Here is a 15810-nt window from a genome sequence, read left to right on the forward strand (position 1 = left end):
AGCCCCACCAGGTCGGGAGCGTTGGTGGGCAGCAGAATTTCGGAGGGCTGGAGCCGCAGAATCTCCTGGGTCAGCCGATCCAGCCCGCTGGTCTGGGTGGTGAGGAACTCGCCCGTCGATACATCGGCGATCGCCAGCCCCCAGTGCGCCCCAGCTATCACCACCGCTGCCAGGTAGTTGTTGCGGCGGGCGTTCAGCATTCCTTCCTCCAGCACCGTGCCAGGGGTGATCACCCGCGTTACCTGGCGCTGCACCAGCCGCCCTTGGGCATCGGCGGCATCTTCGGTCTGGTCGCAAATGGCGACGGCGTAGCCCCGCTCCACCAGTTGGGCACAGTAGCGCTCCATGGCGTGGTGGGGCACGCCCGCCAGCGGCACTCGCCCCACGGTCTTGCCTGCGTCTTTGCTGGTCAGCACCAGCTCTAGCTCCTGGGCAATGGTGATGGCATCCTGAAAAAACGTCTCAAAGAAATCGCCCACCCGATACAGCAGCAGCGCCTGGGGATACTCGTCTTTCAGGTCGGCGTAGTGGCGCATCATCGGCGTGAGCGCGTCGCGGTCTACGGAGCGGTGGTCAGTGTAGCGCACCGTCTGCTTGATGAGCCGGTCTGGCAGGTCTCCTAGCCGTTGAGGTTCCGGCGCGTTGGGGGCGGGGGGCAGGTCGGTCATGGGCAGCGGCGGTAGGGAGCAGCGATGAGGGTCGGCGGCAACGGATCAACCAACTGATGAAATCAACTGGTGGAACCGACGGATGGAGCCGACTGATTGAAAATTTTAATCAGGACTGGGGGAACTCGCAGCGTGGCGCGGGCTTCAAAGAGGGCAATCTAGCCTGATCATCTTGCCGGATCTATGGCGGATCTATTCAAAGTGCGGATCAGACTGCGAATGGAGGTTCCCTTTTGACTTTATCGTATGGTTTTGCGGTGGGGGCGATCGCCTTCCAACGTTTTTACCGCCAACGTGTTTCCTGCCAAGAGGGTTGCCGCCAACGTGTTTCCCGCCAACATGGTTCCCTCCGAAATGGTTGCCGCCAACGTGTTTCCCGCCAAGTTTCCCGCCAACCTGTTTCGCTGAGCCGGCCGCGTCTTGCGGAACGCGCTGTCTTCCCGGTGAAGCTACTCAATCTGCAAGCCCCCTACAGACTCGACGGAGCCTTATGATGAACCCCAACCCCCAGTCTTCCGCTCGCCTAGCCCTGCACCGACTCAGCCTGGGTCTGCTGGTTGCGGCCGCGGTCTCTTGCCAAGTGCAGTCGCCGCCCGTGTCGCCCCCTGGTGGGACAGGAGCGCCGACGGAGCAGCCCTCGCCCATTTCGGCTGCACCAGAATCGGGCCTCTATCGCAGCGATCGCTTTGGATTCCAGTTTGCCTATCCCGCCGACCAGTTTGTGGCCCACGGCGAAACCGACTTTCCGCCGGAGGTCGCGGCCCGCGAAGCCGTGCAGATCTGGACGATTGACCATGACCGCGCCATCCAAGCGGGCGAATACGAGGGCGGCACGGAGTATCCCGCTAATGTTAGCGTCACCGTCCAGCCCAACCCAGAAGGGCTTTCCGCCACCGACTGGATCGCCCAGAGCGACTGGTTGACAAACGTGCGTGAGGTTCAGGAAGTCACCGTGGCGGGGCAGCAGGCGATCGCCTTTCGCTCCAGCGGCCTCTACGACATGGAGCAGGTGCTAGTGCCCACGCCCGACGGCAAGAACTGGGTGCTGATCACGCTCAACCAGATGGGCACGGGCGAATCCGATGCCCAGTATCGCCAGGCCTACGACCGGGCAATCGCCACCCTCCGCTTCACGCCCTAACCCCGGACTCCCAATTCCATCATGGCCGCCGCTACCTGCTGGGAAATAAACGGCAAAATTGCCTCGTTCTGGCTATGGTCGCGCCCTTCGGTGAACACCACCAGCAGGTAGGGCGGCGCATCCGGCAGTTCGATGTAGGCCGCGTCGTGGCGCACCCGGCTCATCAGCCCCGCCTTCGACCAGAGCCGCGCCGTCTGCGGCAAGCCGCCGCCCAAAAAGCCCGTCACTTGGTTTTCGGGGTCGGCGGCTAGCTCCGTGGGGTTGAGGCTGCGGTGCAGCAGGCGCATCATGAACTGCGATCGCTCGCCGCTGACCGCCACGCCGCCCACGATGCTGTGCAGCAGCCGCGCCACGGCCTCGGTCGTCAGCAGGTTGCGGTTTTCCATGAGTTCGCCATAAAAGGCCCGCTCTCGCCCGTAGGGGCCATCGCACCAGGTTTTTTGATTCACATTAATCGTGTCCAGTTCTTCCCAGCCCAGAGATTTGAAATAGCGGTTCACAATATTGCGCTGATATTTCCAGGTTTCAAACGGCTCGATGGGCAGTTCGGGGCCGCTGGTGGTGCCCGTCAGCATGTCTACCACCAGCCCCGTTGCGTCGTTGCTGGAGTCCACAATCATGTCGCGGATGGCCCGATCCAGTTCGCTGGAGGGCGCGATCATGCCCTGCTCTAGCCACTCCTGCACCGCCACCAGATAAAACAGCTTGACCACGCTGGCGGGGTAAATTAGCTCTACGCCGCGATAGGAATAGCCGCCGACGGAATATTGCCAGAACTGCTGCGGCGAAATTGCGCCGCCCGTGTTGACGGGAATGGGCGGTCGATACACCAGCCAGGTGAACGCAATTTGATTGGGCGCGAGGCTGGGGAATTCGGCTCGGGTGGCGGCAAGAATGCGATCGCCCTGTGGGGCAAGCTGGTCGTCGCGCTGAAAAAACGGCATGGAGGCAAGGGGGGAGGATAGGGCGGACTGTGGCAATTCAAGGCAGCGGATTATAGACGACTTACTACAGCGGCCTATTACTACAGCGGCTTAGTATAAAAGAGTTGAATCCAAGCAGGGTTGAGTGAGGGTTCCTCTGAATTGAGGGTTCCACTGCCGATCGAGTGCTAAAGCAGATTAGCCCTGCCTCATTTCCCGGTACGACATGGTTTCCCTTGCGTCTATTCAAGCTGATTTTGCGGGCGATCGCACCTTCGCCTACCAGTGTCTCGAAAATCTCAATCTTTATGACTCGCCCGCGCTCAAAAATCTGGCGACGCAAGCGGTAGCTGGGCGATACCTGCGAATCTTGCCGCCGCTGCCCGACACCAGCGCCGACCCGGCCCGCAGCGCGATCTCTGTAGTGCTGTGTGAAGACGACTATCCGGGCTGGGTGGCGGTGGAAGATCTGGATCTGCTGGCGGTGGCGGAGGCTCCCTATCGGGCGATCGCCCTCAGCACCGACGACATCCACGCCTGCCTGCCCCAGGTCATTGCCTTTGCTCGCCAGGCCATGGCCCAGCCCAACCACTACCTCTGGGGCGGCACAGTCGGCCCCAACTACGACTGTTCTGGGCTGGTGCAAACGGCTTTTGCCTCGGCGGGCATCTGGCTGCCCCGCGATGCCTACCAGCAGGAAGCCTTTGTGCAGCCGATTCCCATGACCGACCTCCAGCCCGGCGACCTGGTGTTTTTTGGCCGCCCCGACCGCTGCACCCACGTTGGCCTCTACCTGGGCGACGGGCAATACCTTCACAGTTCTGGCAAAGACCAAGGGCGAAACGGCATTGGTATTGATGTCCTGTCGGAACGGGGCGATGCCGTCAGCCGCGCCTACTTCAGCCAGTTTCGCGGAGCCGGCCGCGTGGTCGCCTGCTACACCAGCGGCAGAGGTTAAGGTTGGGTGGGCGCAATCAGCCGTTGGCAGCTTCAATGGGTTCAATCAATCCTCCGCCCCGGACAATCCTCCGCCCCGGACATTTGGCTGCTATACCATAAAATCATCGTCCGCATTCTGTCACTTCCTTCCTTGTCTCCTATGCGAATCGACTTCCAATCCAGCGGTGGCTTTGCCAACCTGCGGCTGGCCTACAGTGTGGATACTCGCACGCTGCGACCGGGAGAAGCCTCGGAACTAGAAGCCCTGGTGCAGCAGTCTAATGTAATGGAGATGCAGCCTAGCCAGTTGGTGGCCACTAGTGCCGGGCCGCCGGATGTCATGACCTACCGTCTGGAGTTTCAGGAGGGCGATCGCCACCAGTCCCTCACCGTCACCGATCTCACTGCCCCGCCGTCGCTGCAACCGCTGCTGTCTCGCCTCCGCGACCTCGCCCTGGAGCATCGCTAGCCATGCCCTGTCGCCCCTTTTCTTCACAAGTGTCTCAGCCCGCCTGGTTGGTGTCGCTGCTCTTTGCCTCGCTGGTTCTGGGCTGTACGCCACTGGTGCCGCCGCCTGTTTCCTCCAGCCCCCTGCCTGCGCCAGCAATCGTCCAGCCAGACAGCCCATTTCATCTGCCCCTGGCCGGCACAGCCATCCTGCCCAATCAGCAGACGCTCACCTTTGCGCGGGTGGAGCAGGATTCGCGATGCCCCAGTGATGTAACCTGCGTGTGGACGGGGCAGGCGGAAGTCATCGTTACGCTCAGCCAGCCGGGTCAACCGGCCCAAGACCTCTTGCTGATTCAGCGACCGGGCGACGAGGCCGCTGCCGCTCGGTCAGTGAATGGACTGACGGTGAAGCTGCTCGATCTGATCCCCTACCCTACAACCGGCCCATCTTCCCCAGCAGACTACACGGTGACACTGCTGATCACGCAGCCCTGACCCATCCATCGCCTCAAGAATGGGTGTAGCCAGGCTGAAGCGCTGCTGCTGCGGTCTTGCCCCGCAACGGGCCGGGCTACTTTTCTGACAAAATCGCGGAGATTTCTTTCCAATACACCCGCTGAAAAGGCTCTTCCTCTGCCAGCTCATAGGTTTCTACCAGCCCTTCTCGCCGCCGAGAAACGATGTTGCCATCTTTAATCACCACGGTTGCGCCGTCAGCGACATTGCGGGACAGCACCTTCTCCGGTTCTGTGGGTGCATCCAGAATCACAATGTTGCTGCTGTCATAAAAGCAGCCCTCTTGCTCCAGCGTCACTTCGTCATATTCTGCAATGAGCAAGTCCAGCTTGGGATTTCGCAGCAGGCTTTGTACCTTGGTGTTGTAGGAACCCGTCAGCGCTTTTTGAGAGCGATTGACGAAGGCGGCATCCCGGCAAATGGCCCCAATCGTCCAGTTGGGATAGTTCACCAAAATTTGATCAACTAGCTCTTGCAGTTCCTTAAGCGGCAGATAGTTGAATGTGAAGATGGGAATGCGGGCAGCTTGCCCCGATTCAAAAAAGGTTTCTAAAATCCGCGAAGCCACATCAATGCTGTTGCCGACGGCTGGACGCAGGTGCATGTAAACCCCCGGCGCGGCGTTGATCTCGATGATGCCGAAGTTGCCCTCTTTCCAGGAGCGTGAAATGTCGGACGTAAGCACATCAATGCCGAGACAGACGAGGCGAAAATGCTGAGCAATATCCTGGGCAAGCACAATATTGTCGGGGTGAACCTGCTCGGTTGCGTCGATGCTGACCCCGCCAGACGATAGGTTCGCCACCTTTCGCAAGTAGATGACTTCATCTGGATCGAGGATACTGTCGAGGTCAAGCCGCTGCTCCGATAGATAGCGTTCCAGTGACTCGTCCACGATGATCTTGCCCAGGGGCGAGGTGGGCGTGTCGAGCCGCTCTGGTTTGCGGTTTTCCAGCGCAATTAGCTCGGCAATGGTGGAGCGCCCGTCGCCTGTGACTGAGGCGGGGCGGCGCTGGGTGGCGGCGACAAACTTGCCATCCACGCACAGCAGCCGATGATCCAGCCCGGAGATGCTCTGTTCAACAATGACCGCAATGGATTGGCCGTCCTCGTGGGCTTCAACCGCTCGGTCAAAGGCAAATTCCAGTTCGCTGTCGTCCTGCACGTCGGCCGTCACCCCAATGCCCTTGTGCCCGACCACAGGCTTGACCGCGACCGGGTAACCGATCGACTGCACTGCCTTCAGCGCTTCCTTCAGCGTGGAAACGATCGCCCCTTGGGGCACTGGAAAACCCAGCGTGCTGAGAAAGGCCTTGCAGTCGTCTTTGCGGGTCGTAAAGTCGGAATCCACATGGCTATCGCAGTCGAAGGTCGTGGCGACCCCCCGCACCAGCTTTTTGCCGTAGCCATACTGCATTAGCCCCTCATCGGGCAGATAAAAGGCGGGAATGCCCTGGTTATGAGCCGCCCGCAGCAGGGCGTAGATCGTAGGGCCGCCGTAGACCGATCGGCGAAAGCGGGTTTGCAGCAGCGCAATCTGGTCTTCAAGCTGAAAGGGCTGTCCATTGGAAATCGCCTCGAACCAGTCCCAAACTGCGTAGACCGTGCCATAGCTGGTGGACTCGTGGATCGACTCGACCGCGATCGTCGTCGGCTCGGTGGGCTGGAGGCTCCACAGTTCACAGTGCAAATCCATGTCCAGCTTGCCGACCTCGACTACGGTTTGCACAAACAAGTCGGCGTAGGACTGGTATTCGGTGAGCGCCATTTTGGGATATCGCTGGGCGATCGCCTCTACATAATCACCCAACGGCAGCGGCGCTCGATGTCCCGTCAGCGCCAGCCGAAACACCAAAGCCCCCCGTCCCAGGTAGGGATTTGGCCCAAGGTAATGCTTAAAGCCAAATACGTCGAAAATATCGGTTTTCCGAGCATTGACCGGACTTGCCTGTCCACTTGATTCGTCAATTACCATAATTCTTCAGCCACCCTCGGCTTTAGCCTGGCTGCCAGGACATTACCAGGACATTACCAGGACATTACATAGGCGAAGCTAACATACCCTATTCTGAAACACGCCCGCCGTTACATTTGTAATGCTTTTGAGCCGATTTTTGGAGGTCAGTCCAGGCGGCTACGGGGGGCAGCCTCAGATTTCGCAAAGCAGCACTTAAAATTACGACTGCTTAGCAATGGGGGCCTATTTGGCTCTGTAAAGGTGAAAATTGGTGAAAATTTAAGACAAAACCTTCGGAATATACGGGGTTTGTGTCAGGCTAGGGGTATGCTTTTTGAGATAAAAATTGGCTTGTCTCAGTATGTTCCCTGGTCTGACAGGCTCGATTAAAGATGCGGTGAAATATGGGCTGACCCCAGAGACGTGAGCGAAATCCTGCGGATAGCATGGGTAGCTAAGTGGGTGCATATCGAGCGTTCCTCGACAAGCACGGCGAGGTTCAGAATGCTACCTCTCTGTTCTCTATGCATCGCGACTCGACCTCTCAACCGCAAAAAACTACTGGTCAAAGCAAATGATGAACATCAAGCGTATCCTTACCTGGGCTGGGCTGACCGCTGGTACCGCTCTGGCGCTGTTTGCCTCGCCAGCTGGGGCAGCAGGCATTTCCTTCGCACCTTTTAGCTTCAGCACCAGCTTCACCGGCACCGACCCTCGTGGCGACATCATGCTGAACTCGGTGACCACCACCGACAGCCTGACCGCTGCTTTGGGATCGACCTATAGCTCTTTCAGCCTGGTGTCGGGTGCCAACATTATCCACAACGACCTGTGGCGCGGGGGCGACACGGGTGCTGCTAGCTCTGACATGGGTCGTCAAGCCACTATTGGTGTCCGTCAAGAGCTTGCCACCAACGAGAGCATCGTTGCCAGCCTGGGCAACCTCAACCTGAACAGCATTATCGACACCGAAGACCGAGGCAGCTTCATCATCGACCTGTTCTTTGATCAGGCGACCGACCGCTTCTTCTTCTGGGAACGCGGCATGAACAGCAAAATGCTGGTGCAGGCGCTGGATGACTTGGGCAATGTGCTGGCTGAGTATCTGCTGGACAGCAGCACCTCTAACTATGCAGGCTTTGGGATCGATACCTATGAAATTGGCTATACCCAGCGGGTGGGCGCTCAGGGCCTGTGGCTGAACGGCGCTTCGACCAATCGCCTGCGTGTGATTGCCAACGGTGCGGCGTTCAACGGGCCGGACTTTAAGGTGGCTGCGGCGGCGGTGCCTGAGCCTGCCACGATTGCAGGTACGGTGCTGGCGGCCAGCGCTGCGATCGCCGCTCGTCGCAAGCGCAAGGCTCAAGCCGAAGCCTAGGTTTTCGGTCATCTCCTCCAAGAGCGTTTCAGGGCGTTGCGCGCTTGTGAACTCTGGGAACACCTGATTCTCAATCTTTGTGTTTGCGGATGACTCGTGAGCCAACCGCTTAGCTTAAAGGCGCTCTTCTGAACTCAGAAGGGCGTTTTTTGGGTTTGGGATGACTGAATTCTGCGGCGGTTTCAGAGTAAACCCGCTCTGTTTCAACTTCAATCCTCCAAGTCCCACCCCCTCAGGTGGCTCCCAGCAGCAGCGCCATCAGCGCCTTTTGGGCGTGGAGTCGGTTTTCTGCCTGATCCCACACGCGAGACTGGGGACCTTCCATCACAGCATCGGTAATTTCCTCTTCGCGGTGGGCAGGCAGGCAATGCAGCACAATTGCCGATCCGTCAGCCTTGCTCATGAGCGCCTCGTTGACCTGGTAAGGCTGGAAAATGGGGACGCGGCTTTCGGCCAGGTCTTCTTGCCCCATGCTGGCCCACACATCGGTATAGACGACATGGGCCCCCTGAACCGCCTGAACGGGGTCGAGCGTGACTAGGACTTCGGTGCGATCGCCCGCAATGGCCGCCGCCCGTGCCACGATATCTGGATGGGGCCGATAATCGGCGGGACTGGCCACGCGCACGTTCATCCCCACCAGCGCGGCTCCCAGCATCAGCGAGTGCGCCATGTTGTTGCCGTCGCCCACGTAGGCCAGCGTCAGCCCCTCTAGCGTGCCGAATTCTTCCTGCACCGTTTGCAAATCCGCCAATACCTGGCAGGGATGCTCCCAATCGGTGAGCGCGTTAATCACCGGAATCTGGGCATAGTGGGCAAAGGTTTCTAGCTCCTTCTGGTCGAAGGTGCGAATGGCCACGATGTCGAGATAGCGATCCAGCACGCGGGCCGTATCAATTACGGGTTCGCCCCGGCTGACCTGAGTGACGCTGGCATTGAGGTCCAGCACCTGTCCCCCCAGTTGAAAAATGCCCACAGAGAAGCTCACTCGCGTCCGCGTTGAGGCTTTTTGAAACAGCAGCCCCAGGGTCTTTTCGCAGCGGGGTCTGGCGCGACCGGCCTTCATGTCTGCCGCCAGTTCCAAAATGGCGCTGACTTCGGCAGTATTCAAGTCTGCCATGCTCAACAAATCTCGTCCTTTTAACATGACCATGCGCCCAACCCCGATGCCTGAGTGAAAATAAAACCCTACCAGATTTCGGCGGCGGCGTTTGGTTGCCGTCTGACAATCTGCCTGGGTCATCTCTGCGTACAATGATGGGGAAGATTTGGATGACGCTGGATACCTCTCATGAAACGAAGCTCCTACATCTGCTCCCGGACGGTTCAATTGGCAATCGCCAGCCTTGGTGCCTTGCTGTTTGCTGCGGCGTGCGATCGGGGTCCCCAAGCGGGTGTTGGGGAAGTGACTGAGGTTCCTGCTGACGCACCCGCGGCCGAAGCCCCCGCCGAAGCGCCCGTCCCTACCGAGTCGCCGAATCAGTCCATTCCGCCGACGGCCCGCTGCAACACCCCCAACCATCTGGCAGAAGTAGCGCAGCAAAACGGACAGAGCGTGTTGCAAATCGTCAGAAAACCAAGTGAAGTGATCGCCACCAGCCAACCGGGAGGGCTGGCCACGCTGGCAAACCCCGACGGCAGCACGACCTACGGCATCGTCAGCGGCTCCACTTTTTACGTGCGCGTGTTTCCCAACGGCACCTGCTTTATCCAGGTACTCGACACCAATGGCGCAGTGTCTCTGGAAGAGAATGGCGTGAGCTAGGGGTTTGGGATTTTAGAGTTTGGATAGGGGACTGGCACCTGATCGCGGGCATTTACGTCCTGCAACTCGGCCTCCAAAGTCTGAATTCCTAGCCCCCGACCCCTTGATTTCTGTATCCTGGACTCCTGAACCTTATATGAAAGCATTTGTCACTGGCGCAACGGGCTTTACGGGATCGCACCTGGTCAAGGCGCTGAAGCAGCGGGGCGATACGGTGGTAGCGCTGGTGCGAAAGAGCAGCGATCTATCGCGGTTGGCGGATTGCGACGTGGAGTATGTCTACGGTGATGTGGGCGATCGCGCTGCCTTGACCACCGCCATGCAGGGCGCAGACGTGGTGTTTCACACGGCGGCCTATGTGGAACTGGGTATTGTAGACGCGGCGCGGATGGAGCGGGTGAATGTGGACGGGACGCGGGCGGTGCTGGAAACGGCGCGATCGCTCAATGTGCCCAAGATGGTCTATTGCAGCACCATCGGCATCTACGGCGACACCCAGGGGCGCGTGATTGACGAAACCTTTCAGCGAACGCAGCAGGGATTTTCCTCGGCCTACGACCGAACCAAGTATCTGGCGCAGCAGTTGGTGGATCAGGCGGCGAGTGAGGGCTTTCACGTCGTTAGCGTGATGCCGTCGGGGATTTTTGGGCCCGACGATCCGCACTTTGGGCCCGTGGTGAAGACGTTTCTCAACGGCAAGCTGAAGGTGTGGGCGGGGGGCGATCGCATCACCGGCATCGTCCACGTCGATGACCTGGTGGCGGCGATGCTGCTGGCGGCGGAAAAAGCGCCACGCGGCGAACACTACATCATTTCCACGGGCGAAATGACCACCCGCGAGATGTTTGCCCTGCTCAGCGAAACCGCTGGCGTGCCTGCCCCGGCGGAAATTCCGCCGCCCGTGGTGCGCGTCGTCGGCAACCTGCTCGACCCCATTGGCCGCCTGCTCCAGTGGCAACCCCCAATCAGCCGCGAACGGGTTCACTATCTCTACGATCGCTGCGTCCGCGTCGATGGCTCCAAGGCCCGCCGCGACCTCGGCTGGAACCCGCGTCCCATCGAGGCAGTGATTCGAGAGCTAGCCACCGCCTGATGGTACTTGCCCTGCGCCCTTAGTCCCTGATTCTTTCCCCTCATGCAACTGATCGACTGGCTCATTGTCCTGCTCTACCTCGTCGCCTCGCTGGGGTTGGGACTCTACCTGACGCGCAAGGGGTCGGGCAGCCTGGTGGATTTCTTTGTGTCGGGGCGATCGCTCCCCTGGTGGCTGGCGGGCACGAGTATGGCCGCCACGACGTTTTCCATCGACACGCCGCTCTATGTGGCGGGTGTAGTGGGTACTCGCGGCATCGTCGGCAATTGGGAATGGTGGAGCTTCGGCATTTCTCACCTAATTCTGATTTACGTGTTTGCGCGGCTGTGGCGACGCTCGAAAATCGTGACCGATGCCCAACTCACGGAGATGCGCTACGGCGGTCGTCCGGCGGCCCTGCTGCGGGGCATCAAAGCGTTTCTGTTTGCCGTGCCCATCAACTGCATCGGCATCGGCTACGCCATGCTGGCGATGGTGAAGGTGGTGGACGCGCTGCAACTCTGGCAGAGCGTGGGCATTACGCCGGGAGACAGCGCCAAACTTTGGAGCGTGGTCGGGGTCAGCCTGCTGGTGCTGCTGTATGCGGGCTTCTCCGGGCTGTGGGGCGTGGTGGCGACGGACTTTTTCCAGTTCATTCTGGCGCTGGTGGGGGCGTTTATCGTGGCGGCCTACGCCATTGGCGAAATGGGTGGTATGGCTCCGCTGCTGGCCCAAGCTCAGCAGGCAACAGATATCGACGTGCTGGCGTTTTTGCCGTTTGGGTTTACGGATGGCGGCTTCCGCTGGAGCGATGCGGCGGGCATTAGCCTGACCACCTTTGCCGCCTATGCTGCGGTGCAGTGGTGGTCGTTTCGGCGCAGCGATGGCGGCGGCGAGTTTATCCAGCGGCTGGCGGCCTCAAAAGATGAGGCCGAAGCCGAGAAAGCTGCCTGGTTTTTCAACCTGTTGCATTACGTGATTCGCACTTGGCCCTGGGTGGTGGTGGCCCTGGCGGCGATCGCCCTCTATCCCACGCTGGAAGACCGGGAACTGGGCTATCCCCGGCTGATGCTCGACTTTTTGCCGCCTGTGCTGCTGGGGCTGGTGGTGGCCTCGCTGCTGGCGGCGTTTATGAGTACGGTGTCCACGCTGATTAACTGGGGCGCGTCTTATCTCACGAATGACCTCTATTTACGGTTCATCCAGCCCGCCGCATCCCAGGCGGAACTGGTGCTGGTGGGGCGGCTGTCCTCGGTGCTGGTGACGGTGCTGGGTGGGGCAGCGGCCTTTTTCGCAGCCGATGTGACGACGGTATTTCGTCTGGTCATCGCTATTGGCACTGGGCCAGGGTTGGTGCTGATCTTGCGCTGGTTTTGGTGGCGGATCAATGCCGCAGCGGAACTGGCAGCCATGCTGACGGGGTTTGTCATTGGGCTACTGACGAGCGTTGTCCCTGTGCTGCGGATTGAGGATTTTGGCGTGCGGCTGATGGTGACTTCGGCGATTTCGGTGCTGGTGTGGGTCAGCGCGATGTACCTCACGCCACCCGAATCGGACGAAACGCTGGATGCCTTTTATGCCAAGATTCGCCCCGGTGGCCCCGGCTGGGCTAGGCAGCGATCGCGCACTGGTCTGGCCCCGGCTCAGGATTTGCGAAAAGACCTGCTGCGGACGCTGGCGGCCAGTTTCCTGCTGTTTGGGGCGATGTTCGCCATCGGCGGCTTTCTGCTGCTGAAGCCGATGACGGGCTGGCTATCGCTGGGGGTTGCGGTGCTGGGCTGGGTAGGGTTAAGAAGGCTAAGGGGCGATCGCCCATCGCTAGACTCTTCCCGCATTGTCTCCTAGCTTTATCAACGTTCATAATCCTAGAAAGCAACCCTCGCCCCTGTTTTCGTCATTTCTGAGTTCGTCATTTTTGTGTTCGTCACCTCTGTTTTCACCATTTCTGTCTTCGTCACTTGTTGTTGCAGTTGCCAAACGCCATGTTCAGACTGACCCGCCGGTTCGCCCAGTTTTGTCTGCTTGCCATCGTCACCTTTGGGCTGCTGGTCGCCTGCAATCCCCAGCAATCCACCACTGATTCGACCACGCCTGCTGCCTCTGCCCCCTCTGGCAAACCGCTGGTCGTGGGTTCCTCGCCCTGGCCAGGCTTTGCGGGGCACTACGCCGCCGTTGCCAAAGACTTTTTCAAAGAAGAAGGCATCCCGGTCAACGACACCTATTTTCAAGTCGCCACCGATGTCAACACGGCGCTGCTGGCCGATCGCCTAGATCTCGCCTGGACGGGCGGCCCCGATGCCGTTGTCATGGCGGCCCAAGACCCATCGCTGAAAATCATCATGATCTCGGACTATTCCGACGGGGCAGACGGCATCCTGGCTCGCGGCGTAAGCAGCCCCGCCGACCTGAAGGGCAAGACCGTCGCCTGGGAAACCCTGCCCCTGCAAGCGCTGCTGCTGCGGAAATATCTGGAGCAGGGCCGCTTGACCGAGAAGGACATTCAGCTTCAGGTGATTCCCGCTGCCGAAGCCGCCGCCGCCTTTGCAGCTAACAAAATCGACGTGGCCGTGACCTACGAACCCTGGCTGACCACTGCTGCCAAGGAAGGCAATGGTCAGGTGATTTTCTCGTCCAAAGGCAGCAACATTATCCCCGTAGCGCTGGTTGCCAAAGAGTCCGTGATTCAGGAGCGCAAGGCCGACATTCAAGCCTTTATGCGGGCGATCGACAGGGGCGTGAAGCTGGTGCGCGAGAATCCCGATGAAGCCAACGCCATCGTCGCCGCCAAGCTGGGCGTGAAACCCGAAGAAGTGCCTGAACAACTGGCCACGGTTCGCATGTTCGATGTCGCCGAAAATAAGGAAATTATCTTCAACCCCAGCAACCCGCTGAATGTGATGGACAGCCTCGCTTTTGCTGCCAAAACCAGCCAGGAAATCGGGCTAATTTCCAGCCCGCTGGATGCGTCGAAGCTGTATGACGATTCGCTGATCAAGGGACTGTGATGGAGTGATGGGGCGAGAGATGGAAAAACGAAACCTCTTCGCTCTTCTTTCTTCGTTCTTCTCTCTTCCCTCACCCCCAACCCCCAATCCACCTGCTATACCTGGAAGAGAGACCTCTTTCCTTCCAGAGTCCCTATGCAAAAGCTGAAACCCGAAGACGTGCTGCTGAGCGTGGCGACGGTGCCGCTGCTGGCGGGGCTGGTGGCGACGCGGGCGATCGCCCAGGTAATGGTATCCGTTGGGCAGAGCAGCGAGGAGCTATTTCGGGGCGATCGCCTGCCCACGCTGCATGTCCATTCTTCCCACGATTCCTCAGTCTGAGCGAGTCCCCAAAAATAAGCCAGAAAGCAAAACGGGAGAGAACGTTGCGTCCTCCCCCGGCTGGTTATTTCGATTGCCGCGCTGTGGCGGAGTCTGGTTCGACGGGTCGGAACCCGATTGCTTGAGCTTCTGGCTGAGCGTTTTGAACTGTTTCCGCAGTTGCCGCTGGCGGGCACTGCCGCCTTTGCCCTTGGCGTTTCGCCCTTCTCGCCGGGGAGATTCCCAGCGCTTGAGTTGTCGTGACACTTACGTTGTCTCCTTAGGTTTACAGGTCTATTCTAAGAGATTCTCCCGCAGGGCTGGCGATTCCGGATTTCCGCTGAGGCAGATGGGTTTTCCGCTGGGGCAACGAAATCTTCTGAACTAGCGCGAGGCGTGAAATTGCCGGAAACCCTGCCCATGCTGGACTTTCTACCCAAAATCGCCAATTCAAAATCGCCAATCCAAAATCCAAAATCCCCACCTTCTCCCCCGGTTTGCACCCAAAAGCTTGAAAGATCCGGAGAACCAGGACGGGCGATCGCCAAACGCGCCATCATAGAAAAGCTCCCTAAAGAGTGTCCACGCCAACCTTCCAACACCGCCTCAATGACTTCCTCTACCGCTGCTAAACCACTCCGCTACGCCTACTTCCCCGGCTGCGTCGCCCAGGGAGCCTGCCGAGAACTGTACCAATCCACCCACGCCCTGACCCACGCCCTCGGCATTGAGCTAGTCGAGCTAAAAAAAGCTGCCTGCTGTGGCTCTGGCACGTTTAAGGAAGATTCCCAACTGCTGGAAGATGCTGTCAACGCCCGCAATATTGCCCTAGCGGAGGAACTGAACCTGCCCTTGCTGACCCATTGCAGCACTTGCCAGGGCGTGATTGGGCACGTAGACGAGCGGCTAAAACACGCCAAGGAAGATGATGCAGCCTATTTTGACCAGGTGAACGGCTTGCTGAAGCAGGAGGGCTGCTCGCCCTACAGAGGCACTAGCGAGGTGAAGCATCTCCTGTGGGCGCTGGTCGGCGACTTTGGGCTAGCAGAATTGCAGCAGCGCGTCACCCGCAGGCTGTCGGGGCTGAGGTGCGCGGCGTTTTATGGCTGCTACCTGCTGCGGGCGCAAGATCACCTCGCCTACGACGACCCATATAATCCCCAGTCGATGGAAAACGTGTTTCGCACGGTCGGCGCAGAACCTGTGTTTTATCGGGGACGGACGCAGTGCTGCGGCTGGCCGCTGTCGAGCTATGCCACCGAAACGTCGTTTAAGATGGCCGGCGGGCACATCCTGGAGGCGATCGCCGCAGGAGCCGATTGCCTGGTCACGCCCTGCCCGCTGTGCCATCTCAACCTCGACTCGCGCCAGCCCGAAGTGCAGCAGGTGATCGGCGAAACCCTGGGGCTGCCTGTGCTACATCTGCCGCAGCTTGTGGCGCTGGCGCTGGGCATCAGCCCCAAGGAGCTAGGGCTGGAACGCCATGTGGTTTCGACTCGTCCAGTGCTGGAGAAGTTGGGGATTCGGGGATAGGGCGTAGGGATTCGGCGTGGGGAAGTCAGCAGGAGGGCAGCAGGAGGCAGCAGGAGGGCAGCCGGAATGACAGAGGCAAATTCGCGGGGAAATGCGGCGGGCAATTTTCTGCATAACCTGTCGCTGCTGCTGAGCGGCGGGGTGATGGCGGCGGGGCTGGCGG

General features: G+C 59.6%; 16 protein-coding genes and 1 pseudogene. 12 read left to right on the plus strand and 5 right to left on the minus strand.

From position 1 onward, the window contains the following. Positions 1–668 (minus strand): annotated as a pseudogene (locus IGS51_RS13995) (DNA mismatch repair protein MutS); the annotation flags it as partial. Between the two features lie 246 nt (positions 669–914). Between IGS51_RS13995 and IGS51_RS14000 the strand changes: the two are divergent. Both IGS51_RS14000 and IGS51_RS14005 read left to right on the plus strand, forming a co-directional pair. Beyond that, a complete protein-coding gene (locus tag IGS51_RS14000) occupies positions 915–1076 on the plus strand; it encodes a hypothetical protein (RefSeq protein ID WP_297079070.1) in 162 nt (53 codons plus the stop codon). 82 nt (positions 1077–1158) lie between these two features. Next, positions 1159–1809, plus strand: a complete 651-nt coding sequence (locus tag IGS51_RS14005) for a hypothetical protein (RefSeq protein WP_297079072.1) — start codon at positions 1159–1161, stop codon at positions 1807–1809. Here IGS51_RS14005 and IGS51_RS14010 read toward each other — a convergent pair. Further along, a complete protein-coding gene (locus IGS51_RS14010) occupies positions 1806–2753 on the minus strand; it encodes a serine hydrolase (RefSeq protein ID WP_297079073.1) in 948 nt (315 codons plus the stop codon). The two genes, IGS51_RS14005 and IGS51_RS14010, sit on opposite strands and share 4 nt — an antisense overlap. A gap of 205 nt (positions 2754–2958) precedes the next feature. Between IGS51_RS14010 and IGS51_RS14015 the strand changes: the two genes are divergently transcribed. The 3 genes from IGS51_RS14015 to IGS51_RS14025 all read left to right on the plus strand — a co-directional run bounded on the left by IGS51_RS14015 (position 2959) and on the right by IGS51_RS14025 (position 4616). Beyond that, the gene (locus IGS51_RS14015; protein WP_297079074.1) at positions 2959–3690 is read left to right on the plus strand and encodes a C40 family peptidase; all 732 of its coding nucleotides are present in this window, start codon (positions 2959–2961) and stop codon (positions 3688–3690) included. Positions 3691–3831: 141 nt separating this feature from the next. Continuing rightward, complete coding sequence (locus tag IGS51_RS14020) at positions 3832–4140, plus strand: protealysin inhibitor emfourin (protein ID WP_297079076.1); 309 nt, start codon at positions 3832–3834, stop codon at positions 4138–4140. Positions 4141–4142: 2 nt separating this feature from the next. Then, positions 4143–4616, plus strand: coding sequence for a hypothetical protein (locus IGS51_RS14025; RefSeq protein WP_297079077.1), 474 nt, complete (start codon positions 4143–4145; stop codon positions 4614–4616). Between the two features lie 76 nt (positions 4617–4692). Here IGS51_RS14025 and IGS51_RS14030 read toward each other — a convergent pair whose 3' ends face one another. Further along, positions 4693–6612 carry a cyanophycin synthetase gene (locus IGS51_RS14030; protein ID WP_297079078.1) on the minus strand — a complete coding sequence of 640 codons (1920 nt, stop codon included), beginning with the start codon at positions 6610–6612 and terminating at the stop codon, positions 4693–4695. Between the two features lie 559 nt (positions 6613–7171). Here IGS51_RS14030 and IGS51_RS14035 point away from each other — a divergent pair. Beyond that, positions 7172–7972, plus strand: a complete 801-nt coding sequence (locus tag IGS51_RS14035; RefSeq protein WP_297079080.1) for an exosortase-dependent surface protein XDP2 — start codon at positions 7172–7174, stop codon at positions 7970–7972. Between the two features lie 232 nt (positions 7973–8204). Here IGS51_RS14035 and argF read toward each other — a convergent pair whose 3' ends face one another. Continuing rightward, positions 8205–9125: an ornithine carbamoyltransferase gene (gene argF, locus IGS51_RS14040; RefSeq protein WP_297079096.1), complete on the minus strand. Its 921-nt coding sequence runs from the start codon at positions 9123–9125 to the stop codon at positions 8205–8207. A 138-nt stretch (positions 9126–9263) separates the two neighbouring features. Here argF and IGS51_RS14045 point away from each other — a divergent pair, with 138 nt between their 5' ends. The 5 genes from IGS51_RS14045 (at position 9264) to IGS51_RS14065 (ending at position 14135) form a co-directional block, all read left to right on the plus strand. After that, positions 9264–9737: a hypothetical protein gene (locus IGS51_RS14045; protein ID WP_297079082.1), complete on the plus strand. Its 474-nt coding sequence runs from the start codon at positions 9264–9266 to the stop codon at positions 9735–9737. Positions 9738–9873: 136 nt separating this feature from the next. Beyond that, the gene (locus IGS51_RS14050) at positions 9874–10830 is read left to right on the plus strand and encodes an NAD-dependent epimerase/dehydratase family protein (protein ID WP_297079085.1); all 957 of its coding nucleotides are present in this window, start codon (positions 9874–9876) and stop codon (positions 10828–10830) included. A gap of 42 nt (positions 10831–10872) precedes the next feature. Then, positions 10873–12654: a sodium:solute symporter family protein gene (locus IGS51_RS14055; protein ID WP_297079087.1), complete on the plus strand. Its 1782-nt coding sequence runs from the start codon at positions 10873–10875 to the stop codon at positions 12652–12654. Between the two features lie 137 nt (positions 12655–12791). After that, a complete protein-coding gene (locus tag IGS51_RS14060; RefSeq protein ID WP_297079089.1) occupies positions 12792–13814 on the plus strand; it encodes an ABC transporter substrate-binding protein in 1023 nt (340 codons plus the stop codon). Between the two features lie 135 nt (positions 13815–13949). Beyond that, positions 13950–14135, plus strand: a complete 186-nt coding sequence (locus IGS51_RS14065; RefSeq protein WP_297079091.1) for a hypothetical protein — start codon at positions 13950–13952, stop codon at positions 14133–14135. Here IGS51_RS14065 and IGS51_RS14070 read toward each other — a convergent pair. Then, positions 14127–14381, minus strand: a complete 255-nt coding sequence (locus IGS51_RS14070) for a hypothetical protein (protein ID WP_297079092.1) — start codon at positions 14379–14381, stop codon at positions 14127–14129. The genes IGS51_RS14065 and IGS51_RS14070 overlap by 9 nt on opposite strands. Positions 14382–14723: 342 nt before the next feature. Here IGS51_RS14070 and IGS51_RS14075 point away from each other — a divergent pair, with 342 nt between their 5' ends. Beyond that, a complete protein-coding gene (locus IGS51_RS14075) occupies positions 14724–15647 on the plus strand; it encodes a CoB--CoM heterodisulfide reductase iron-sulfur subunit B family protein (RefSeq protein WP_297079094.1) in 924 nt (307 codons plus the stop codon). The last annotated feature ends 163 nt before the right edge of the window (positions 15648–15810 follow it).

It is taken from the genome of Thermoleptolyngbya sp. M55_K2018_002 (assembly GCF_015295965.1).
GTDB classification, from domain to species: domain Bacteria; phylum Cyanobacteriota; class Cyanobacteriia; order Elainellales; family Elainellaceae; genus Thermoleptolyngbya; species Thermoleptolyngbya sichuanensis.

Excerpts from the sequence above, each read along its gene's own strand:
- argF (WP_297079096.1), bottom strand. The coding sequence starts at position 9,125 with ATGGTCATGTTAAAAGGACGAGATTTGTTGAGCATGGCAGACTTGAAT.
- IGS51_RS14000 (WP_297079070.1), top strand. The coding sequence starts at position 915 with ATGGTTTTGCGGTGGGGGCGATCGCCTTCCAACGTTTTTACCGCCAAC.
- IGS51_RS14050 (WP_297079085.1), top strand. The coding sequence starts at position 9,874 with ATGAAAGCATTTGTCACTGGCGCAACGGGCTTTACGGGATCGCACCTG.
- IGS51_RS14025 (WP_297079077.1), top strand. The coding sequence starts at position 4,143 with ATGCCCTGTCGCCCCTTTTCTTCACAAGTGTCTCAGCCCGCCTGGTTG.
- IGS51_RS14030 (WP_297079078.1), bottom strand. The coding sequence starts at position 6,612 with ATGGTAATTGACGAATCAAGTGGACAGGCAAGTCCGGTCAATGCTCGG.
- IGS51_RS14065 (WP_297079091.1), top strand. The coding sequence starts at position 13,950 with ATGCAAAAGCTGAAACCCGAAGACGTGCTGCTGAGCGTGGCGACGGTG.
- IGS51_RS14005 (WP_297079072.1), top strand. The coding sequence starts at position 1,159 with ATGATGAACCCCAACCCCCAGTCTTCCGCTCGCCTAGCCCTGCACCGA.
- IGS51_RS14015 (WP_297079074.1), top strand. The coding sequence starts at position 2,959 with ATGGTTTCCCTTGCGTCTATTCAAGCTGATTTTGCGGGCGATCGCACC.
- IGS51_RS14060 (WP_297079089.1), top strand. The coding sequence starts at position 12,792 with ATGTTCAGACTGACCCGCCGGTTCGCCCAGTTTTGTCTGCTTGCCATC.
- IGS51_RS14035 (WP_297079080.1), top strand. The coding sequence starts at position 7,172 with ATGAACATCAAGCGTATCCTTACCTGGGCTGGGCTGACCGCTGGTACC.
- IGS51_RS14055 (WP_297079087.1), top strand. The coding sequence starts at position 10,873 with ATGCAACTGATCGACTGGCTCATTGTCCTGCTCTACCTCGTCGCCTCG.
- IGS51_RS14075 (WP_297079094.1), top strand. The coding sequence starts at position 14,724 with ATGACTTCCTCTACCGCTGCTAAACCACTCCGCTACGCCTACTTCCCC.
- IGS51_RS14045 (WP_297079082.1), top strand. The coding sequence starts at position 9,264 with ATGAAACGAAGCTCCTACATCTGCTCCCGGACGGTTCAATTGGCAATC.
- IGS51_RS14020 (WP_297079076.1), top strand. The coding sequence starts at position 3,832 with ATGCGAATCGACTTCCAATCCAGCGGTGGCTTTGCCAACCTGCGGCTG.
- IGS51_RS14010 (WP_297079073.1), bottom strand. The coding sequence starts at position 2,753 with ATGCCGTTTTTTCAGCGCGACGACCAGCTTGCCCCACAGGGCGATCGC.